This window comes from Xanthomonas bonasiae, assembly GCF_017163705.1.
GTDB lineage: Bacteria > Pseudomonadota > Gammaproteobacteria > Xanthomonadales > Xanthomonadaceae > Xanthomonas_A > Xanthomonas_A bonasiae.
Genome location: NZ_JAFIWB010000020.1, coordinates 15021 through 34838, shown reverse-complemented (window position 1 = coordinate 34838; position 19818 = coordinate 15021). Strand labels below are relative to the sequence as shown.

Genomic DNA, 19818 nt, shown 5'->3' with positions numbered 1-19818 from the left:
GTAGGTAGCCCAAGGGATGCTGGCACCCCTGTAGGAGCGGCTTCAGCCGCGACAGGCCCTATCCGAAGGTACCCATAGGATCTGTCGCGGCTGAAGCCGCTCCTACACACAGGCAATGGGTATAGGCCGCTTATGGCGCCGCGCTTTCCGCAGCGTCGCGCAAGGTGTTGCGGTAGCCCTTCAAGGCCAGCCGCGCACGCGCGAATTCGGCGATGACCAGCGCTACCGCGACCGCGGGGCGCTCCAGCTGATGGGCGCGCACGCCGGCCTCGATGCGCGCGGCGGCGGCCGACAGCGCCAGCGCGCCGACGTTGGCGGCCGAGGACTTCAGCGTATGCGCCGCGTCGCGCAACGGGTCCAGCTGCGGGATCGCGGCGGCCTGCTCCAGGCGCTGGATCAGCTGCGGCGCATCGTCCAGGAACAGGTCGACGATCTGCGCGGTGGTCGCGCTGCCGGCGAGTTCGCGCAATTCGTCGAGCACCGCGATGTCCAGCACCGGCAACGGGGTCGGCGGCAGCATCGGCGCCGTGTCGGCGCCATTGGCGGCGGGCGCGGGGGCGACGGACGGCGGCGTCGGCGATGCCGCGCTTTCCGTGACCTCCGCTTTCGCCGGCAGCGCGGCATCCACCGGCGCGGCATTGGCGGCGCGATGCGGCAGCCAGCGTTGCAGGCATTCCGCCAGCAGTTCGCGGTTGACCGGCTTGGACAGGTAGTCGTCCATGCCGGCCTCCAGGCAGCGCTGGCGGTCGCCGGCCATGGCATTGGCGGTCATCGCCACGATCGGCAACCGCGGCCGTCCCGCGGCCGCTTCGGCCTGGCGCCACTGGCGGGCGGCGGCGTAGCCGTCCAGGACCGGCATCTGGCAGTCCATCAGCACCAGGTCGTAGGGCTGCGCGTCCAGTCGCGCCAGCGCGGCAGCGCCGTCTGTGGCGCTGTCGCTGCGGTAGCCGAGGACGTCGAGCAGCTTCTGCGCGACCAGCAGGTTGACCGGGTTGTCCTCCACCAGCAGCAGGCGGTAATCGGCGGGCGGCGAGGCCGGGCCGGCCGCGATGTCCAGGCCGGGTTCGGTGGCGATGGCCGAGGGTGGCGTTGGTTCGGCGGCGTGCGCGGGGTAGAGCGCGGCATCGGACGGGACCAGCCCGACGGCGCCAGCGGGGGCCGCCGCTGGCACCAGCGCCAGCATCCCGCGTAAGTCCAGATCCGCCGCCTGCCGCGACAGCAGCGCGCCGTGCGCGCGGATCTCATCGGGAATCTCCACTTCCCCGTACAGCCAGATCAGGCGCACGCCATGCGGCGCCGGCAGGCGCCCGACCGCGCGCTGCAGGGCGCGTGCGCTCTGGCGCAGGCCGTCGAGGTCGCCGATCACCAGGTCGTAGGGCGGGAGCGCGGCGCCGCCGGCGCGCAGCCGCTCCAGCGCTTCCTGGGTCGAGTCGACCTTGCTCAGCTGCACGCCCCAGTTCGGCAGCAGCCCTTTCAGGCGCTGGTACAGGCGCAGGTCGGCGCCGACCAGCAGCGCGCGCAGCCGCGGCAGGCCGCCCTGGAGCTGCGGCAGGTCGCCGATCACCTTCAGCAGCGGGATCTCGAACCAGAACGTGGCGCCCTGGTCGCTGCCCGATTCCACGCCGATGCGCCCGCCCATCAGGTCGACGATGCGTTTGCAGATCGCCAGCCCCAGGCCGGTGCCGCCGTACAGGCGGGTGGTGGAGGCATCGGCCTGGGTGAAGGAGCGGAACAGCCGTTCCTGTTGCTCGGCGCTGATGCCGATGCCGGTGTCGCGCACCTCCAGGCGCAGCAGGTGCTGCGCCGGGGTCTCGCCGAGGCGGCGCACGCGCAACTCCACGCTGCCGCGCGCGGTGAACTTGATCGCGTTGCCGATCAGATTGCTCAGCACCTGCCGCAGCCGCACCGGGTCGCCGCGCACCGGCAGGCGCACCGCCGGATCCAGCTGCAGGGTCACGCGCAGGCCCTTGGCCTCGGCCGAACGCTGCATCAGCTGCAGCACGCCGTCGAGCAGTTCGCGCAGGTTGAAGCTGGTGATCTCCAGCTCCAGCCGGTTCGCTTCCAGCTTGGAGTAGTCGAGGATGTCGTCGACGATGCGCAGCAGTTGCAGCGAGGAGTCGTTGGCGGCGCGCAGCATCTCGCGCTGCTCGGTGCCGAGCTGGCCGCGCGCGATCAGTTCCAGCATCGGAATGATGCCGTTGAGCGGGGTGCGGATCTCGTGGCTCATGGTGGCCAGGAATTCGCCCTTGGCCATCGCCGCGGCCTCGGCGGCCTGCTTGGCCTGCACCAGCTCCCGTTCCAGGCGTTCGCGCAGGTGTACGTCGCGCTGCAGCGCGTCGCGTTCGGATTCGGCCAATGCGGCGCGCGCCAGCGCCGCATCCAGCGCGCCGGCCTGCTGCTGCGCGCGCCAGCCGGCCACCACCGCCAGCAGCGCGGCGCTGCCGATGCACAGCGGGGCCAGCAGGTGCCACGGCGGCGGCGGGGCCAGCAGCGGCACCGCCAGCAGCGCGCCGGCGACCGCGCTCGCCGCGCTCGACGCGGCCAGCCACGGCAGGGGCCGGCGCCGGCGTGCGGGCATCGCTACAGCACCGCGTTCTGGAAATCGAAGTTCAGTTCGTCGCCGACCGACTGCACCAGGTTGCCCTGGATGAAATCGACCCCGCCCATCCACATCGCCGCGGCGGCCTGCGCTTCCTCGATCTGCTGGCCGATGATCAGCAGCCCGGCGCGGTGCGCCAGGTCGATCGCGGCGCGCAACTGGTCGCGCAGTTCGGCATCGGCGTGCGCGTTGGCGAAGCGCGCGGACAGGCGCAGGTAGCCTAGCGGCAACTGGTTGAGCAACGCCTCGGCCTCGGCGCCGGGTTCGAACTGGCTGAGGCAGAACTGCACGCCCAGCGGCATCAGCCGGGCGCAGAACTGCTGCAGCGTCACCGTGTGGATCAGCGCATCGTCCAGGCGCAGGTCGATCACCAGCGAGGTGCCGGTGACGCCGCGGCGGCCGATCGCCTCGACCAGCCAGTCGGCGAAGGCGCCGCGCGCCAGCGTGCGCGAGGACTGCGACACGAACAGGCGCAGCGGCGGCGTGGCGTGCTGGTACAGGTGCAGCAGGCCGAGCGCGTGGTCCAGCACCTGCTGGTCGAGGTCGGCGATGCGCCCGCCGGCCTCGGCCGCGGGCAACACCTGTCCGGCCGACAGCAGCGTGCCGTCGCGCTGGCGCAGGCGCAGCAGGACCTGGTACTGCGCGGTATCGCCGCCGGCCACGGCGACGATCGGCTGGTAGGCCGGCTCCAGCTGGCCTTCGAACATGGCGATGCGGCCGAGGTCCTCGTCCTCGCGCGGCGGCGCGTACGCGGCCACGCCCTGCGGATGCAGGCGCGCCTGCAGCGCGGTGCGTTCGACCGCTTCCAGTGCGCTGCCGGCGTCCTCGAACCCTTGCGCCAGGTCGGCATAGCCGATCGCGCAGCGCAGGTGCACGGCTTCGTCGTCGCGCAGCGGGAACGCATGGCTGGCCAGGGCTTCGCGCAAGGCCTGGGCGCGCTGCCGCAGCGCGTCCAGGTCGTTGTCCTGGGCCAGCAGCAGGAAGCTGTTGTCGTTGAGCCGGGCCAGCGGCTGCGGCGCGGTGACGCTGGCCAGGCGGCGCCCGGCCTGGGTCATCAGGCGTTCGAACGCGGCGTAGCCGTAGCGTTCGCGCAGGCCCAGCGCGCTGGCGATCTCGATGAAGAACAGGCAGCCGCCGGCGCGCGCGCGCAGCGACTCGCCGAGCAACTGCAGCACGTGGGTGCGGGTCGGCAGGCCGGTCTCGGGATTGTTCAGCGGCAGGCCGTCGCTGGCGCTCTGCTGCGCCTGCTGGCGCGCGCGGCGGATGCGGTTGGAGACCGCGGCGATCAGGTGCCGCGGCCGGATCGGCTTGGTCAGGAAATCGTCGGCGCCGCTGTCCAGCACTTCGTATTGCAGCTCCGGATCCGGGTCGCCGGTCAGGAACACGATCGGCAGCAACTGGTGCTGCGGCTGCTGGCGGATCAACGCGGTCAGGCGCATGCCGTCCAGGCCGGGCATGTGCAGGTCCATCAGGATCAGGTCGGGGCGGTAGTCGGCGATCGCCTGCTGCACGCCTTCGGCCCGCATCTCCACCTGCGCCTGCATGCCGGCGCCATGCAGCACGCTCTGCGCGAACAAGGCCTGCGAACGGTCGTCTTCGACGATCAGGATGCGGTACGGCGCGTCCAGCGGCGGCGGCGGCGCGGCAGCGTCGCTTGCCGCGCTCGGCGCGGCCGCGGCGGTCTGCTCGCCGGGGGCGGCGGCGGAGGCGGTGCCGTCTTCCGCGCGCGGCGCCATGTCGAGGTCGGGCGCCGGCGCTTGCGCGTCCGGCACCGCGTCGGCGGCCCAGCGCCGCCAGTAGTGCGGTGGCGGGGTCTCGGCACGGACGTTGCGCGAACGCGGATCGTCGCGGCTGGAAAGCGGTGCGGTGTCTCTTGCGGCCATCGCGTCTTTATCCTGGTGCGCGCGCAATTATGCGATGAAGTTCACGAAGACAGGGAGCCATCTCGGCTCGGCCTGGCGACGGCGGCGTCCGCGGGCGCCGCCAGCAGGCGGCGGACGCCGCGCCACAGCGTGCGCCACACCCACCACACCAGCAGCGCACCCAGCACGCTCGCCCCAAGCAATACGGCCAGCGCCAGCCACGGATGCACCAGGGCCAGCGCGAGCGTGGCGAGAACCACGGAATCCTCGGTCAGCGAGGCGATCCAGTTGCTGGCCGGTTCCGGCGACGTGTTCAGCAAGGCGCGCGAGCCGGCCTTCAGCACGTGGCTGGTGAGCGCGACGCCGGCGCCGGTGGCGAGCGCGCCGGCGCCCAACTGGCCGTCCTGGGACAGCGTGGCCGCGGCCAGGAACGCGCCGGCCGGGATCCGGGTCAGGGTCTGCAGCAGGTCCCAGACCGAATCCACGCCGGGAATCTTGTCGGCGAAGAACTCGGCCAGCGCCAGGGCGCCGGAGGTGCCGAGCACCCACCACGACTCGGTGGCCTGCAGCGCCGGCGGCAAGTCCAGCCAGCCGAGCAGGCCGGCCACGCCGATCCCGAACACGGTCAGGTAGACGCGGATGCCGGCCAGCCAGGCCAGCAGGATGCCGATTACGAAGAGGTGGGCGTCGGTCATGGCGAGGCGCTCCTGCAGATGCGCGGGTGGCGGCCACTATCGGCCAAGCGTGCAGCGAAGGCCAGCGCACGGGCCGCGCGTGCCGGCAACGGCAAGCTACGGCGCGTGGCTTACACTAGCCGGCCGGCCGACCCCCCGCGAGGATCGACGCCGCTGCCGCCTCGGTGGCGCGGCTTTGACGATGAACCGACCCGTGCCCCGTTTCCAGATCGTGCCCAACGGCGCCGCGCCCGCGCGCGGACGTGGCCTGTGGCTGCTGATCGCCATCGTCTGGCTGCTGTCGCTGGCAGGAACCTGGCTGCTGGCCAGCCGCCAGGCCGCGCCCGAGTTGGGCGAGGTGAGGACGCAGCTGCGGCAGGCCGACGCCAAGCTGCAGGCGCAGCAGCGGCAGATCGACACGCTCAACCAGCGCCAGGCCACCCTGGCCCGCTCCGACCAGATCAGCCGCGCCGCCAACAACGAAGTGCAGAGTTCGCTGGCCGAGCGCGACGAGGAGATCGCCGGGCTGCGGGCCGACGTGGCCTTCTACGAGCGCCTGGTCGGCGCCACCAGCCAGCGCAAGGGCCTGACCGTGCATTCGGCCGAGTTCTCGGCCGAGGCCGGCGGCACCTGGCACTACAACGTGGTGCTGACCCAGAACCTCAACCGCGGCGCGATCAGCCAGGGGCAGATGCGCCTGGCGGTGGAAGGCGTGCGCGGCGGCAAGCTGGCCAGCGTGGGCTGGGACGAACTGCACCAGAAGAGCGGCGTGCCCGGGCAGGACTATTCGTTCCGCTATTTCCAGCAGTTGGACGGCAGCGTGATCCTGCCCAAGGATTTCACCCCGCAACGGGTGCGAGTATCGCTGTCCGGCGGAGGGGCGCCGGTCACCCAGAGTTTCGATTGGACACTGGCCGGCAACGGCAAAGGGGAGTAGGCAGCTTATGTTCGGAAGCAACAAGAACGGCCGCAGCAGCGGCCAGACCGTGGTGGATACCCTGATCGGCGCGCAGGTGGTGATCCGGGGCGACCTGGTGTTCAGCGGCGGCCTGTACGTGGAAGGGCGCATCCTCGGCAAGGTGCTGGCCGAGGACGGCGCGCCGGCGACGCTGACCCTGTCCGAGCACGGCAGCATCGAGGGCGAGGTGCGCGCCCCGATCGTGATCATCAACGGCCAGCTGACCGGCGACGTGCATGCTGCCGAGCGCGTGGAACTGGCGCCGAAGGCGCGGGTGCAGGGCAACGTGCACTACCAGGTGGTGGAGATGAACGCCGGTGCGCAGCTGACCGGACGGCTGATCCATGCCGGCAGCATGGCCGCGCTGGCGCCGCCGGAGCGGGCGCACGAAGAGCCGCAGGCCGAGCTGGCGCAGCGCGCGCTGACCGCGGCGGATGCTTGATTCGGCTCCCGGCCGCCCCCATCCTGCAGCCATGAGCACTCTCGTTTCCCTGCCCAGCGCCGCGCCCGCCCCCGACTACCAGTCGCTGGAGCGGCCGCTGAACTTCACCCAGGCCGCCGCGGCCAAGGTGCGCGAGCTGATCCGCGAGGAAGGCAACGACGCGCTGGCGCTGCGCGTGTACATCCAGGGTGGCGGCTGTTCCGGGTTCCAGTACGGCTTCGAGTTCGACGAGAACCGCGCCGAGGACGACCTGTCGGTGCGCACCGACGAGGTCACCCTGCTGGTCGACCCGCTGAGCCTGCAATACCTGATGGGCGCGGAAGTGGATTACAGCGAAGGCCTGCACGGCGCGCAGTTCGTGATCCGCAACCCCAACGCCAAGACCACCTGCGGCTGCGGCAGCAGCTTCAGCGTGTAGACACGCTGCGGCTTGCGGGATGCGCGGTTTGCCTGCACCCTGCGCCGCATGCCCGAACTGACGCCTGTTTCCTTCGCGTTCGCCGACGCGGTCATCGACCGCGCCGACGCGCTGCGCAACGATCCCGAAGCCCTGCGCCGCGCCTGGCCCACCGCGCGCCTGCTGCTGCTCGATGCCGATGGCAATGCCTACGCCGATGCGCACGGCCAGCCGCTGGCGCTGACCGGCGCGGCGCTGGGCGATATGGTCGAGCAGGCGATCTTTCTCGGCCTGCGCGATGGCGATGCCTGGTTCGCGGTGGGCGCGGGCCTGCGCGACGCCGACATCGACCCGCCGCAGCGCATGGACCTGCGCCGCGCCGCCGCCGAGTGGCCGGCGTTCGCGTCCGGCCTGTTCGCCTATGCCCGCGGCATGCTGCACTGGCAATCGCGCACCCGCTTCTGCGGCGTCTGCGGCGGCGCCATCGGGTTCCGCCGCGGCGGCTTCCTCGGCGTCTGCGCGCAATGCGCCAGCGAACACTATCCGCGCGTGGATCCGGCGGTGATCGTCGCGGTCAGCGACGGCGCGCGGCTGCTGCTGGGGCGCCAGGCGAGCTGGCCGGCGCGGCGCTATTCGGTGATCGCCGGCTTCGTCGAGCCGGGCGAGTCGCTGGAGCAGACCGTGGCGCGCGAAGTGGCCGAGGAGACCCAGGTGCGGGTCCGGCCCGGCAGCTGCCGCTACTACGGCGCGCAGCCATGGCCGTTCCCCGGTGCGCTGATGCTTGGCTTCAGCGCGCTGGCCGAGCCCGACCTGCCGCAGGTGGATGGGGAGCTGGAAGACGCCCGCTGGTTCGAACGCGACGAGATCGGGGCCGCCCTGCAGCGCGCCGCGGCACAGGGCGACAGCGCCGACGACGGCCACGGCCTGCGCCTGCCGCCGGGCATCTCCATCGCACGCGCGCTGGTCGTGGACTGGTATCGCCGCGGCGGCACGCACGCGTAGGCCGCCCGGCGTCCGCTGCACACGCTTCAGAACGGTCCCGGAGGACCTGCATGTTCACTACCCTCGTCGCTGTGATCGTCGCCCTGGTGCTGGGCCATGTCGCGCCCGGCATGGTGGCCTCGCTGCGCCGTTTCGATGCCTATGGCGACTGGCTGTCGTGGCTGGATGCGCACGCCGGCGAAGGCAGCGGCTGGCGCGGCCGCTACGGCATCGCGCTGGCGCTGCTGCCGGCCTTGCTGCTGGTCGGCCTGCTGCAGTGGCTGCTCGCCGCGCCGCACCTGGGCCTGCTGGCGCTGCTGTTCGGGGTGCTGGTGCTGGCCTTCAGCTGGGGGCCGCGCGACCTGGATACCGATGTGGAAGCGGTGATCGAGGCCGACGACGTCGCCGCGCGGCGCGTGGCGGTCGCGCATCTGCACGCCGATGGCGGGCCGCCGCGCGAGGATCCGGCCGGGCTGGTGGAGGCGGTGGCGATCAGCGCATTGCGGCGCTGGTTCGCGGTGCTGTTCTGGTTCCTGCTGCTGGGGCCGTTCGGCGCGCTCGGCTATCGCCTGCTGGCGCTGGCCGCGGTCGGCCCGTACGCGCCGCGGCTGCCGTTGGCCACCGCGCTCGGCGCACGCACCGTGCTGGCCGCGATGGAATGGCCGGTGGCGCAGCTGATGACCTTCTCGCTGGCGCTGGTCGGCAATTTCGAGACCGTGTTCGGCGCCTGGCGCGCGGCCGGCGGCAATCGCTGGCAGCTGGACAGCGGCTTCCTCGGCCCGGTGGCCTGCGCCAGCGTGCGCGGCGAACTCGACGAGGAGGCGCACGACTACAGCGATGCCGGCATGGTGGTGCCGGTGCTGCGGCGCCTGCCGGAATTGCGCGATGCGATGAGCCAGATCTGGCGGGTACTGCTGCTGTGGCTGGTGGTGCTGGCGTTGCTGGTGATCGCCGGCTGGGTCAGCTGACTAACCCGGCGCGAGCAGGGTGAACGGAAACCACGGCAGGTTGCGCGCGATCCAGTAGCCGGGCAGCGCCAGCAGCCAGAAGTTCGGCCGCGACAGCAGCGTGGCCACCGGCGCGAACCATGCCGCGCGCCAGCCCGCCTTCCACGCGATCAGGCCCGGCAGCACGGCCAGGCCCAGCATCGCCCCGGGATTCATCGCGAAGGCGCCGAGCGGATCCAGGTGCACCAGGGCGTGCAGCGCGCGGGTCATGCCGCAGCCGGGACAGTAGTAGCCGGTGAGCGCATGGAACAGGCACGGCGCGAATGGATTGTCCGCGGCGTTGGGATCGAACCGGTACAACAGCGCGCCGCCGGCCGCCGCGAGGGCGGTGGCGGCGCCGAGACACGCCCGTTGTTGCCAGGCGCGCATGCCGATCAGCTCATGTGCTGCATCTGGTTCACGTATTCCATGTAGCTCTGCATGCCGCCGGTCGCGACCATGCCGATGTTGATCAACAGGCCGATGATGGCCAGCGCGGTGGTCACCCAGCACCAGGTCTTGGCGCTGTTGGAGGCGCGCCGCGCGCCGTCCAGGTCGCCCTGGTTGAGCAGCCCGTTGACCTTGCTGGAGAACACGATGGCGACGATGCCCGGAATGATCGACGGACAGCACAGGCAGAATCCGAGCACTGTTGCGATGATCGCCCAGGCCAGATGATTGGGAATCGCGCCGGGGGCGGGCGGCGGCGTGACGGGGCTGACGGTGCTCATGTGTGGATCTCCTTGAGGGGCTATGCGCTGGGCATGGGGCCAAGTCTAGACGAGGTGGTCGCCGCGGCTCCATCTTTCGGCGCCGCGCGATGCGCTCAGTGCGGCGCCAGCAGGGTGAACGGGTACCACGGCAGATTGCGCAGCACCGCGTAGCCGAGCAGCAGCCACAGCCACAGGCGCGGATCGGCGAGGATCTTCAGCAGCGGCGCCAGCAGGCGCATGCGCAGCCCGGCGGCATTGAGCGCCATGATCGCCAACAGCGGCAGCGCCACCACCAGCAGCGGATTGGTCGCCATGGCATGGGCGATATCCAGGTGCACCAGTGCATGCAGGCAGCGGGTGCTGCCGCAGCCTGGGCAATACAGGCCGGTGAGCGCGTAGAACGGGCACGCAGGCAACGGATTGCCCGGCACATTGGGATCGACCCGGCGCAGCACCAGCGTCGCGACCACGGCGGCGCCGCTCAGTGCGGCCAGCGGCAGCCAGCGGGGCAGGGGGCGTGCGCGCAGGAACATCGGCAACGGAATCGTCGGTAACGGAATCGTGGAGCGAGCGAACAAGGCCGCCGCGGCGCGCGGCAACGGCGGCCCGGATCGTCGATCAGTACGTGGTCGACGACTGCTGCATCATGCCCAGGCCACCCAGGGCGAAGATGAAGATCAGGTACAGCACGACCAGCACCACCCAGGCGATGACCGAGTAGATCGCCCACTTCTTGGCCTTGTCGGCCGATTCGCGGGCGCCGGCGACGTCGCCGGCGGCGAGCTTGGTGTTGACCTGGGCGGCGAACACGATCGAAACGATGCCCAGCGGCAGGCAGCAGAACAGCGTGCTCAGGATCGCCCAGACCAGATTGTTGGACACTTGCGGTGCGGTGGTATTCATCCGTGTTACTCCGGTTGCGTGGTGGAACGAAGAAAAAACGAGAAAGCGGGCGGACTCACTGCCCCAGCGCGCTGCTGAGGATCGCGATGCCGCCGAACAGCAGGAACCACAGCGCGAGCAGGATCGGCGCGGCCAGCGCCGACCACATCGCCCACAGGCCGGCCTTGCGCGAGGCGTCGCGTGCGCCGGCCACATCGCCGGCGGCGCGCTTGCCGTCCACCTGCGAGGCATAGACGATCGACACCACGCCCAGCGGCAGGCAGCAGAACAGCGTGGACAGGATCGCCCACACCAGATTGTTGGGGACGTAGATGCCCGCGCCGTTGGGCGGTGGTGGCGGCAATACCTGACTCACTGATCGACCCCTGCAATGGACGCCGCTGCAGTACGCAGGCGTCTCCCCGGCGCCTAATCTACCCGAAGCGGCGTTTCCAGGCACCTTGCAGGTTCACGCGGCATCCCCGCGCAGCTGCCGCACCTGCGCTTCCAGCAGCTCCGCGCTGACCTCGGCGGCCGCCACCGGCGCGCCCGCGATCACCTCCACGTGCGCGCGGAAGCGCCGCGGCACGCGCATGCGCCGCAGCCGGGAGTCGCGCTTGCTCCACATGCTGGTCCACATGTTGCGCAGCGCCATCGGCACGACCGGCACCGCGCGGCGCTCGACGATCTTCTCCACGCCGGACTTGAACTTGGCGATCTCCCCGTCCTTGGTCAGCGCGCCCTCGGGGAAGATGCACACCAGTTCGCCCTCGGCCAGCGCCGCGTCGATCTCGTCGAACGCGCGCTGCATCAGCGCCGGGTCCTCGCGCGCGCCGGCGATCGGGATCGCCTTGGCGGTGCGGAAGATCCAGCGCATCACCGGGATGTTGAAGATGCGGTAGTACATGACGAAACGCACCGGGCGCGGGATCGACGCGGCCAGCACCAGCGCGTCCATGTAGCTGACGTGGTTGCACACGATCAGCGCCGCGCCCTCGTCGGGCACGTGCCGCTCGATGCCGTGCAGGCGCAGCCGGTACAGCGCACGCACCATCACCCAGCTGAGGAAGCGCATCAGGAATTCGGGGACGATGCTGAAGATCCAGATCGCCACCACCGCGTTGGCGATGGCCAGCGCCAGGAATACCTGCGGGATGCTCAGCCCGGGCATCGGCACGCGCGTGCCGAACAGCGTGAGCTGTTTCATCTGCAGCGCGATGCCGACCATCGCGGCGATGACAATGAACATCGAATTCTGGATGTTGAGCCCGGCGATGACCCGCGACAGCTCCGCCTTGGGCGTGCGGCTCTGGATCAGCGCGAACAGCGGCACCACGAACAGGCCGGTGCACAGGCCGATGCCGACCAGGTCGAGCATGATCCGCCAGCTGCCGGCCTGGTGCACGAACTGGCCGATGCCCAGCCCGGCCTGCAGCGCGCCGCCGGGGCGGGCGAAATACAGGTCGAGCATGAACGCGCTGATGCCGAACGCGCCCAGCGGCACCAGGCCGATCTCCACGGTGCGTCCGGACAGCTTCTCGCACAGCAGCGAGCCGGTGCCGGTGCCGATCGAGAACAGCGCCAGGGCGAAGATGTACAGGTCCTGCGCGCCGCCGAGATTGAGTTCGGCGTAGGTCGGCAACTGCGCGGTCAGCACCGTGCCGATGAACCAGAACCAGGACACGCCGAGCACCGCGTTGCGCACCGCCAGCTGGCGCCGGGTCAGGCGCATGATCGCCAGCGACTCGGGTAGCGGATTCCAGTTGATCTTCAGGTCCGGCGCGCCGGCATCGACCTTGGGAATGAGGCGCGCGACCAGGTTGCCGGTGACCGCCAGCGCGATCACCGCGGTGGCCGCGGCGACCGGGCCGTGGCTGCCGGCGATCTGGAAGATCAGTCCGCCCAGGATCATGCCGCACAGGATCGAGATCGAGGTGCCCATCTCGACCAGGCCGTTGCCGCCGGTCAGTTCCTCCGGCTTCAGCACCGAAGGCAGGATCGAATATTTCACCGGGCCGAACAGGGTGGACTGCAGGCCGGTGCAGAACAGCGCGACCAGCAGCACCGCCATGTTCTCGGTCAGGAAGCCGACCGCGGCCAGCGACATGATCGCGATCTCCATCGTGGTGGTGATCACCACCAGCCGCGATTTCTCCAGCTTCTCGGCGATCTGCCCGGCCAATGCGGAGAACAGGAAGTACGGCAGGATGAACAGCGCCGGCGCCAGATTGGTGTACAGCGTGCGCTGCTCGGGGGTGACGCCCAGATAGAACAGCAAGCCGATGATCGCCTGCCGGTAGACGTTGTCGTTGAACGCGCCCAACCCCTGGACCACGAAGAACGGCAGGAAGCGACGCTGTTTCAGCAGGGCGAACTGGCTATGGCCGGACATGCAGGCTCCTTTGCGAACGCGCGCAGCCTAGCAGGTTCGTTGCGCGGCGGATGCGGCGCCGTGGAGCGGGGCGTGCCGCGATGCGGGCTGTGTCGGCGGTGGCGTCTGCGGGATACGCGCGTGCTGGCTTTTTGCAGGCGGCGTCATGGTGGCGTGCTCCGTTCGTCGCGGCTGAAGCCGCTCCTACAGGGGGCTGCGGTGCGAGGCGATCCGGTTAGCCGGTTGCGACGGCGCCTGCCTGCTGCCGCAGCAGCGCGATCAGCGCGCGTGCGGCCGGGGTCGGGTCCGCGCGCCAGGTGGCGTAGGTCAGGAAGCGGAAGCGCTCGCGCAGCGCGATCACCGCCACGCCGTGCATCGCCGCGGCGATGGTCTGCGGCACGATCGCCAGGCCCAGGTCCGCGATCACCAGCTGGCGCTGCAGGTCGGCATGGGTGACCTCGTACTGCAGCCGCTGGCGCAGGCCGGCCTCGGCGAAGGCGCGGTCGATGATGCCGCGCACGCCGGCGCCGGCGATCAGCCCGGCCATCGGCGCGTCCTCCAGTTCGTGCAGGGACACCTCGGCGCGCGCGGCGAAGCGGTTGCCGGGCGCGGCGATCAGCGCCAGCGGTTCCTGGTGCAGCAGCAGACGCTGCTCGGGCAGCGCGATGTGCGGGCCGACTCCGACCAGGGCCACGTCCAGCCGGCCTTCGCCCAGGTCGAGCAGCAGCGCATCGCTCATGCCGGTGCGCAGATGCACGTCCACCGCGCTGTGCGCTTCGCGGAAGCGGCGCAGCAGCGCCGGTACCTGCACCGTGGTCAGCGCGGAGATCTGGCCGATGTGCAGGCGCCCGCGCACCGTGCCCAGCGCCTGCGCCATCTCTTCGTGCAGGCGCTCGGCCGCGCGCAGGGTGGCGCGGGCGTTGTGCAGGAACACCTCGCCGGCGGCGGTCGGCCGCACCTGCCGCGCGCCGCGTTCGAACAGGCGCGCGCCCAACGCCTCCTCGATCTTGGCGATCTGGTGGCTCAGCGCCGACTGCACCGTGTGGCAGCGCCGCGCGGCGGCGGTGAAGCTGCCCTCCTCGGCCACGGCGACGGCGAACTCGAGTTGGCGCAGGGTCAGCATGGCATCTTAAAACGAGATGGATCGAGTGAAAACAATACATTGGAAAGATCGATGGCGCTTGCCCAGACTGGCGCCATTCCTTCCGCACCCTTGGATTCGGCTCATGGACACGACCCCGCACCCCCCATTGCATCGCGGCCTGGTGCTGCTGATGGCCGCCGCCACCGGCCTGGCGGTGGCCAGCAACTACTACGCGCAGCCGCTGCTGGAAGTGCTGGCGCAGACCTTCGCGATCGACGTGCGCAGCGCCGGCGCGGTGGTCACCACCGCGCAACTGGCCTACGCCGCCGGCTTGCTGTTGCTGGTGCCGCTGGGCGACCGCTTCGAGCGCCGCAGCCTGATCGTGGGGCTGTACGCGCTCAGTGCGGTGGGCCTGCTGATCAGCGCCGCCTCGACCAGCTTCGCGCTGCTGCTGCTCGGCACCCTGGTCACCGGACTCAGTTCGGTGGCCGCGCAGATCCTGGTGCCGTTCGCCGCCACCCTGGCCGCGCCGCACGAGCGCGGGCGTGTGGTCGGCACGGTGATGAGCGGCCTGCTGCTGGGCATCCTGCTGGCGCGCACCGTGTCCGGGCTGCTGGCCGGCGCCGGCGGCTGGCATGTCGTGTACTGGGTGGCCGCGGCGCTGATCCTGCTGGTGGCGGCGCTGCTGTGGCGCGCGCTGCCGCGGCATCCGGGCAATCCGCAGCTGTCCTATCCGCACCTGATCGGTTCGGTGCTGGCGCTGTTGCGCGACGAACCGGTGCTGCGCGCGCGCGCCATCCTGGGCGGGCTGATCTTCGCCGGTTTCAGCATGTTCTGGACCACGCTGGCGTTCCTGCTGTCCGGCCCCAGCTACGGCTACGGTACCGCGACGATCGGCCTGTTCGGCCTGATCGGCGCCGCCGGCGCGTTCGCCGCCAACCTGTCGGGCAAGCTCGCCGACCGCGGCGCCGGGCAGTGGGTGGGCTGGGGCGGGCTGGCCATGCTGCTGCTGTCGTGGCTGCTGCTGGCCGCCGCGCCGCACTCGCTGTGGCTGCTGATCGCCGGGGTGCTGCTGCTGGACGTGGCGGTGCAGGGCGTGCACATCGGCAACCAGCACGTGATCTACCAACTGGATCCGAAGGCGCGCAACCGCATCACCTCGGCCTATGTCACCTGCTATTTCATCGGCGGCGCGATCGGTTCCAGCCTCGGCACCGCCGCCTACGCCTACGCCGGCTGGCGCGGGGTGGTGGTCGGCGGCGCGGCGCTGGCGGTGGCGGCGCTGCTGTGGATGGGCGTCAGCGTGCGGCCGGCACGGCCGCCGGCGGCGCTGGTGCCGCTGCCGGAGCGGTGACCGCGTGCGCGGCGGCGCGCAGCTTGGGCAACAGGCGCAGGGTCAGCGCCAGCTGGTTGCGCACCAGCCGCCGCTTGGCGTCGTCGATCCCGTCCTCGTGCTCCAGCGCATCGGCCATGCCCACCTCGGCCGATTCGTCGGCCGGCGGTAGCGCCTGGCGCTGCGCCAGCGCGTCGGCGATCGCGCCCAGGGTGTCCTGCAGGTAACCGCCGGCGCGGTCGATGGCCGGATCGGCCTCGCCGGCCAGCGCGGCGCGGTGCGCGCCCAGCGCCGACAGGTAGCCGAGCAAGGTGTTGGACAGCGCCAGGAAGCGGAAGCCCGCATCCAGGTTGCGGCGGTAGCGGCCGGGTTCGCGCAGCATGTTGGACAGCGCCACCGACAGCGCGGCGTCGGCGTTGTGCATGTCGCGCCGGGCGATGCGGTAGGGCAGGTCGTCGCGCATGCCGCTGCGGTACTGTTCCAGCACCTGCGCCAGATAGCGCGCGCAGCTGGCCAGCACCGTGGCCATCACCTGGTTGAGGCGCCGGCCCTGCCAGTCGGGCAGGATCAGGAACGAGGCCGCCGCGGCGATCGCGCAGCCGATCAGCGTATCCACCAGGCGCGGCCAGATCAGCACGAAGCCGTCGCCGAGCAGGTTGAAGCAGAACAGCGCCATCACCGTGATCGCGGCGGTGGCCAGCATGTAGCGGTCGGTGCGGGTGACGAAGAACAGCAACGCGCCGAACAGCGCGAACAGCAGCTGCAGTTCGGTGCCGGGGAACAGCTGCATCAGCGCCCAGGTCGCGATCAGGCCGATCAGCGTGCCGGCGATGCGCTGCGCCAGGCGCAGCCGGGTGGCGCCGTAGTTGGGCCGGCACACGAAGGCGGTGGTGAGCAGGATCCAGTAGCCGTTGCTGGCGTGGATGGACTGCATGATGGCGTAGCCGACCACCAGCGCGATCGCCATGCGCAGCCCGTGCCGGAACAGCACCGAGCCCGGGGTGAGCTGCTGGCCGACGCGCACCAGCATCTCGCGCAAGGTGTGCGGCGAGGAGTCGCGCAGGCGGGTGTCGAGGGTGTCGCTGGTGGTGTCGGACTGCGCGGCTTCGGACAGCCGCCGCTCGATGCTCTGCAGGTTGGTGACCAGCAGTTCCAGCGAGCCGAGCAGCCGCGCCTGGCGCGGGTCGGCCTGGGCGTGCAGGAAGTCCAGCGACTGGCGCAGGTCGGTGGTGGCCTGCTGGGTCTGCTCGCCGTATTCGAACGGCTGGCGCATCCGGATCGCCTCGCCCAGCGCGGCGCAGGCCTTGCCCTGCAGGGCCAGCAGGCGCTGGCAGCGGTACAGCACGTCGCTGTGGAAGAACGCGTCGGTCAGCGCCTCGTAGGGATAGTGCGAGGAGCTGGCGCGCTCGTGGAAATCCTGCGCCATGTAGTACAGCCGGAAGTACAGGCCGGACTGCACGCCGGGCCGGCCGGAGCGGCCGAAGCGGCTCATGATCGCGGTCTTGGCCGCGTTCAGCGCCGCCACCACCTGCGCGTTCTGCTCGGCCAGCGCCAGCCGCCGCGCGTGCAGGTCGCTCTGTCGCACCGGTTCGAACAGCGCGGCCTTGAGCCGCAGGTAGCGGCCGAGTTCGAAGAACAGCCGCGACAGCCGTTCGCGCACCGGGCGGTTGGCGAACAGGAGCGTCCACAGGACCGACAGCAGCCCGTACCAGGCCGCACCGAGCATCAACAGGCCGATGCCGTGCCAGGCGCTGCCGCCGACGTGGCCGGAACGGCCGCCATGGTCGATGCCGATCATCGCGTAGATCGCCAGCGCCACCGTGGCCTGGGCGATGGAGGCGTAGCGTTCGCCGAGCGCGCCGAGCAGGGTCAGGGCGAAGGTGGACAGCGCCATGCCGGCGACGAACGCCAGCGGATACGGGAACAGCAGCACCACCGCGGCCGCGGCGGCGGCGAAGCACAGCAGCGACAGCAGCACTGACTTGATCCGGCCCAGCCAGTTGTCGTCGGTCTCGGCGATCGCGCTGGCGATGGCGCCCAGGAAGATCGCCGGCAGCGCGGTCAGTTGCTGCTGCTGCCAGCACACGCCCATCGCCACGCCCAGGGCGATGAACACGCGCAGCCCGTAGCTGGCCTTTTCGTGGGCCCACAGGCGGCTGAGGCGGGTTTCGATCGAGGATTTCGGCACGGCGACACGATAACGCAACGCTGGCCGCGATGATGCTTGCCGACGCCGAAGTGGGGTCGGCGAGCATCGGCGCTGCGTCCGCGGTGCGGCCGTCGCCGCTGTCCTGCGGTCGCCGCTGCGCCCTGCCGCGGCAAGGCGCAGCGTGCCGCTCAAAGTTCGAACGTGGCGCTCAGCGACCAGGTGCGCGGCTGGCCGTAGCCGTTGCCGTCGTTGGTCCAGTAGCGGCGGTCGGTGAGATTGGTGAGTTCGCCACGCAGCGTCAGCGGCGTGGCGCCCCAGTGCGTGCGATAGCCGAGGCCGGCATCGAGCAGGGTGAAGGACGGCAGCTTCAGGTCGTACAGGTCGTTCCACATCGACGCGCCGTACGGCTGCGAGCCGTAGTGCTTGGCCGCGGCGTGCACGCTCAGCCCGGGCACGGCGTCGAAGGCGTACGCGGTGTCGAGCGTGGCCTGGAACCTGGCCACGCCGGCGGGCGTGCGGCCGACCGCGGCGGCCTCGTTGCGCAGGTATTCGGCGTCGACCCAGGTCGCGCCGGCGCCGATGCGCCAGTTCGGCGTGGCCTGCACGTGGCCGCTGAGGTCGAATCCCTGGTAGCGCACCTCGCCGTCCTGCACGTAGTAGTTGGCGGCATTGCCGTATTCGGCGCCGCGCTCGATGCGGAACCAGGCCGCATCCAGCGCCCAGCGCGCACGCTCCAGCTTGTAGCCCAGCTCGTACTGCTTGCTTTCCAGCGGCGGCAGCAGCGTGTTGCGGTTTTCGTAGAGCTGGCCGACGGTGCTGCCCTGCTCCAGCGATTCCACGTAGCTGGCGTACACGGTCTGGTCTTCGCGCGGCTTGAACAGCAGCGCCACGGTCGGGGTGTTGACCGACTTCTGGTAGCGCGCGGTGTGCGTGCCGTCCACGTCCCAGCTGTTCTGTTCGTAGCGGGTGTGGCGCAGGCCCAGCAGCAGCGACCAGTGCGTGCCGACGCTGAGCGTGTCGCTGGCGAACAGCGCGTTCTGCTCGACCCGGTCGCTGCGGTAGGTGTCGCGCGAATGGGTGCTGTGGTAACTGAGCGCGCTGTCCTCGTACAGGTTGGAGGTACCCAGCTGGTACCACAGGTTCTGCTTGGCCCAGCCGCTGTCGGCCTGCTGCCAGCTCGCGCCGGCGACCAGCTGGTGGTCGATCGGGCCGGTGCTGAAGCGGCCTTCGAGCAGGCCCTGCGCCAGGTAGTTCTCGGCGAGGTTGCCCAGGTCGTAGATATACGTGTTGGTGTCGCCCTCGCGGTTGAGCACGTAGTCCCAGATCTTGTTGATCGAACTGCGGAACTTGCTGTAGCTCAGGTCCAGGCGCGCGTTCCAGGCATCGTCGATCTGCCAGCGCAGGCCGGTCATCGCCGATTGCATCTCGGTGTTGAAGAAGGTGTCGCGGATGGCGCGGTCGCGGCGCGGGTCGAGGCGGCGCGGCAGGGCGCTGTCGCCATAGCCGTAGAAGGTGATGGTCGGCGCTTCGTTCTCCAGCTTGCGGTCCTGGTAGAGCAGGTCGGCGGTCCAGGTGAGGTCGTCGCTCAGGCGCGCATCCAGCCCCAGCGAGGCCAGCGTGCGCTCGACGTGGGTGTCGTTGTAGGTATCGCCCTGTTCGCGCAGCAGGTTGAGGCGGTAGCCGAAGCGGTCGTCCTCGCCGAAGCGGCGGCCGTTGTCGAGCTGCGCGCTGTATACGCCGCCGTCGCGGTAGCCGACGCTCAGGTCCAGCAGCGGCGTGTCGGTGGGCTTCTTGGTGATGTAGTTGACGATGCCGCCAGGGGCGCCGAAGCCGTACATGAAGCCGCTGGCACCCTTGAGCAGTTGCACCTGCTCCATGGTCTCGCTCGGCCACTCGGCGCCGTAGGTGTACAGCGGCATGCCGTTGAGCTTGTAGCCGTTGCTGTAGCTGACCGGCAGGCCGCGCACCTGGATGGTGGTGTACCAGCTGCTGTTGTAGGCGCCGACGTTGCCGGAGACCGACGGATCGGTCATGAACATCTGCGCCAGCGAGTTGACCTGGCGCTCCTGCAGGGCGTCGGCATCGATGCGGGTGATCGAGAACGGGGTGTCGCGCGCGGGCCGTTCGCCCAGGGCGCCGGCCGGCGCCTCGGCGCGCTCGGCGTTGACCCGGACCGCGTCCAGCTCCGTGGCCTTGCGTTCGGCGGGGTCGGCATCGGTCTCGGCCGCTGCGGCATGGGCGGATGCGCAGAGCGCGGCCATCAGCGCGAGCGGCAACAGGGAATGGCGTGGGAGTCGGGTGGACATGACGGGTTCCGTTGGTCGGGGAAGAGGGCGTCGTGCCTTGCCGCTGGGGCTGGGTGGACGAAAGGCGCGGCGGCCGCTGCG

General features: G+C 70.7%; 18 protein-coding genes. 6 read left to right on the top strand and 12 right to left on the bottom strand.

The window, feature by feature from the left end:
- Nucleotides 1-130: 130 nt before the first annotated feature.
- From JR064_RS15795 to JR064_RS15785, 3 genes are read right to left on the bottom strand one after another with little or no spacing between them, the layout of a single operon-like run.
- Nucleotides 131-2545: a hybrid sensor histidine kinase/response regulator gene (locus JR064_RS15795; protein ID WP_206230421.1), complete on the bottom strand. Its 2415-nt coding sequence runs from the start codon at nucleotides 2543-2545 to the stop codon at nucleotides 131-133.
- Between the two features lie 35 nt (nucleotides 2546-2580).
- Complete coding sequence (locus JR064_RS15790) at nucleotides 2581-4482, bottom strand: EAL domain-containing protein (RefSeq protein ID WP_206230381.1); 1902 nt, start codon at nucleotides 4480-4482, stop codon at nucleotides 2581-2583.
- 41 nt (nucleotides 4483-4523) lie between these two features.
- The gene (locus JR064_RS15785; RefSeq protein WP_179569143.1) at nucleotides 4524-5156 is read right to left on the bottom strand and encodes a DUF4126 domain-containing protein; all 633 of its coding nucleotides are present in this window, start codon (nucleotides 5154-5156) and stop codon (nucleotides 4524-4526) included.
- A gap of 181 nt (nucleotides 5157-5337) precedes the next feature.
- Between JR064_RS15785 and JR064_RS15780 the strand changes: the two genes are divergently transcribed.
- From JR064_RS15780 to JR064_RS15760, 5 genes are read left to right on the top strand one after another with little or no spacing between them, the layout of a single operon-like run.
- Nucleotides 5338-6072: a DUF6776 family protein gene (locus tag JR064_RS15780; RefSeq protein WP_179569141.1), complete on the top strand. Its 735-nt coding sequence runs from the start codon at nucleotides 5338-5340 to the stop codon at nucleotides 6070-6072.
- Between the two features lie 7 nt (nucleotides 6073-6079).
- The gene (locus tag JR064_RS15775; RefSeq protein ID WP_179569139.1) at nucleotides 6080-6535 is read left to right on the top strand and encodes a bactofilin family protein; all 456 of its coding nucleotides are present in this window, start codon (nucleotides 6080-6082) and stop codon (nucleotides 6533-6535) included.
- A gap of 31 nt (nucleotides 6536-6566) precedes the next feature.
- Nucleotides 6567-6953, top strand: a complete 387-nt coding sequence (erpA, locus tag JR064_RS15770) for an iron-sulfur cluster insertion protein ErpA (protein ID WP_053836095.1) — start codon at nucleotides 6567-6569, stop codon at nucleotides 6951-6953.
- 48 nt (nucleotides 6954-7001) lie between these two features.
- Nucleotides 7002-7934, top strand: coding sequence for an NAD(+) diphosphatase (nudC, locus tag JR064_RS15765; protein ID WP_206230380.1), 933 nt, complete (start codon nucleotides 7002-7004; stop codon nucleotides 7932-7934).
- A gap of 50 nt (nucleotides 7935-7984) precedes the next feature.
- A complete protein-coding gene (locus tag JR064_RS15760) occupies nucleotides 7985-8881 on the top strand; it encodes a hypothetical protein (RefSeq protein WP_206230379.1) in 897 nt (298 codons plus the stop codon).
- On the opposite strand, the gene JR064_RS15755 is transcribed toward JR064_RS15760, so the two are convergent.
- From JR064_RS15755 to JR064_RS15725, 7 genes are all read right to left on the bottom strand, one after another.
- Nucleotides 8882-9289, bottom strand: a complete 408-nt coding sequence (locus JR064_RS15755) for a DUF2752 domain-containing protein (RefSeq protein WP_206230378.1) — start codon at nucleotides 9287-9289, stop codon at nucleotides 8882-8884.
- Between the two features lie 5 nt (nucleotides 9290-9294).
- Entirely contained in the window at nucleotides 9295-9630 is a 336-nt protein-coding gene (locus JR064_RS15750; RefSeq protein WP_179569131.1) for a CD225/dispanin family protein, read from the bottom strand.
- Nucleotides 9631-9725: 95 nt separating this feature from the next.
- Nucleotides 9726-10145: a DUF2752 domain-containing protein gene (locus JR064_RS15745; RefSeq protein WP_179569129.1), complete on the bottom strand. Its 420-nt coding sequence runs from the start codon at nucleotides 10143-10145 to the stop codon at nucleotides 9726-9728.
- A gap of 85 nt (nucleotides 10146-10230) precedes the next feature.
- The gene (locus JR064_RS15740; protein ID WP_179569127.1) at nucleotides 10231-10515 is read right to left on the bottom strand and encodes a CD225/dispanin family protein; all 285 of its coding nucleotides are present in this window, start codon (nucleotides 10513-10515) and stop codon (nucleotides 10231-10233) included.
- A 55-nt stretch (nucleotides 10516-10570) separates the two neighbouring features.
- Nucleotides 10571-10858 carry a CD225/dispanin family protein gene (locus JR064_RS15735; protein ID WP_225210070.1) on the bottom strand — a complete coding sequence of 96 codons (288 nt, stop codon included), beginning with the start codon at nucleotides 10856-10858 and terminating at the stop codon, nucleotides 10571-10573.
- Between the two features lie 105 nt (nucleotides 10859-10963).
- Nucleotides 10964-12886 (bottom strand): MFS transporter, encoded by a 1923-nt coding sequence (locus JR064_RS15730; protein WP_206230377.1) that lies wholly within the window; start codon nucleotides 12884-12886, stop codon nucleotides 10964-10966.
- A 214-nt stretch (nucleotides 12887-13100) separates the two neighbouring features.
- A complete protein-coding gene (locus tag JR064_RS15725) occupies nucleotides 13101-13988 on the bottom strand; it encodes a LysR family transcriptional regulator (RefSeq protein WP_206230376.1) in 888 nt (295 codons plus the stop codon).
- A 103-nt stretch (nucleotides 13989-14091) separates the two neighbouring features.
- Between JR064_RS15725 and JR064_RS15720 the strand changes: the two genes are divergently transcribed.
- Nucleotides 14092-15303: an MFS transporter gene (locus JR064_RS15720; RefSeq protein WP_206230375.1), complete on the top strand. Its 1212-nt coding sequence runs from the start codon at nucleotides 14092-14094 to the stop codon at nucleotides 15301-15303.
- On the opposite strand, the gene yccS is transcribed toward JR064_RS15720, so the two are convergent.
- Nucleotides 15248-17470 carry a YccS family putative transporter gene (yccS, locus tag JR064_RS15715; RefSeq protein ID WP_425510306.1) on the bottom strand — a complete coding sequence of 741 codons (2223 nt, stop codon included), beginning with the start codon at nucleotides 17468-17470 and terminating at the stop codon, nucleotides 15248-15250. The genes JR064_RS15720 and yccS overlap by 56 nt on opposite strands.
- A 149-nt stretch (nucleotides 17471-17619) precedes the next feature.
- Nucleotides 17620-19737 (bottom strand): TonB-dependent siderophore receptor, encoded by a 2118-nt coding sequence (locus JR064_RS15710; RefSeq protein ID WP_206230373.1) that lies wholly within the window; start codon nucleotides 19735-19737, stop codon nucleotides 17620-17622.
- Nucleotides 19738-19818 lie beyond the last annotated feature (81 nt).

What these genes read in the sequence shown, in the direction of transcription:
- JR064_RS15790 (WP_206230381.1), bottom strand. Translation starts at nt 4,482, where the DNA reads ATGGCCGCAAGAGACACCGCACCGCTTTCCAGCCGCGACGATCCGCGT.
- JR064_RS15785 (WP_179569143.1), bottom strand. Translation starts at nt 5,156, where the DNA reads ATGACCGACGCCCACCTCTTCGTAATCGGCATCCTGCTGGCCTGGCTG.
- JR064_RS15780 (WP_179569141.1), top strand. Translation starts at nt 5,338, where the DNA reads ATGAACCGACCCGTGCCCCGTTTCCAGATCGTGCCCAACGGCGCCGCG.
- JR064_RS15775 (WP_179569139.1), top strand. Translation starts at nt 6,080, where the DNA reads ATGTTCGGAAGCAACAAGAACGGCCGCAGCAGCGGCCAGACCGTGGTG.
- erpA (WP_053836095.1), top strand. Translation starts at nt 6,567, where the DNA reads ATGAGCACTCTCGTTTCCCTGCCCAGCGCCGCGCCCGCCCCCGACTAC.
- nudC (WP_206230380.1), top strand. Translation starts at nt 7,002, where the DNA reads ATGCCCGAACTGACGCCTGTTTCCTTCGCGTTCGCCGACGCGGTCATC.
- JR064_RS15760 (WP_206230379.1), top strand. Translation starts at nt 7,985, where the DNA reads ATGTTCACTACCCTCGTCGCTGTGATCGTCGCCCTGGTGCTGGGCCAT.
- JR064_RS15755 (WP_206230378.1), bottom strand. Translation starts at nt 9,289, where the DNA reads ATGCGCGCCTGGCAACAACGGGCGTGTCTCGGCGCCGCCACCGCCCTC.
- JR064_RS15750 (WP_179569131.1), bottom strand. Translation starts at nt 9,630, where the DNA reads ATGAGCACCGTCAGCCCCGTCACGCCGCCGCCCGCCCCCGGCGCGATT.
- JR064_RS15745 (WP_179569129.1), bottom strand. Translation starts at nt 10,145, where the DNA reads ATGTTCCTGCGCGCACGCCCCCTGCCCCGCTGGCTGCCGCTGGCCGCA.
- JR064_RS15740 (WP_179569127.1), bottom strand. Translation starts at nt 10,515, where the DNA reads ATGAATACCACCGCACCGCAAGTGTCCAACAATCTGGTCTGGGCGATC.
- JR064_RS15730 (WP_206230377.1), bottom strand. Translation starts at nt 12,886, where the DNA reads ATGTCCGGCCATAGCCAGTTCGCCCTGCTGAAACAGCGTCGCTTCCTG.
- JR064_RS15725 (WP_206230376.1), bottom strand. Translation starts at nt 13,988, where the DNA reads ATGCTGACCCTGCGCCAACTCGAGTTCGCCGTCGCCGTGGCCGAGGAG.
- JR064_RS15720 (WP_206230375.1), top strand. Translation starts at nt 14,092, where the DNA reads ATGGACACGACCCCGCACCCCCCATTGCATCGCGGCCTGGTGCTGCTG.
- JR064_RS15710 (WP_206230373.1), bottom strand. Translation starts at nt 19,737, where the DNA reads ATGTCCACCCGACTCCCACGCCATTCCCTGTTGCCGCTCGCGCTGATG.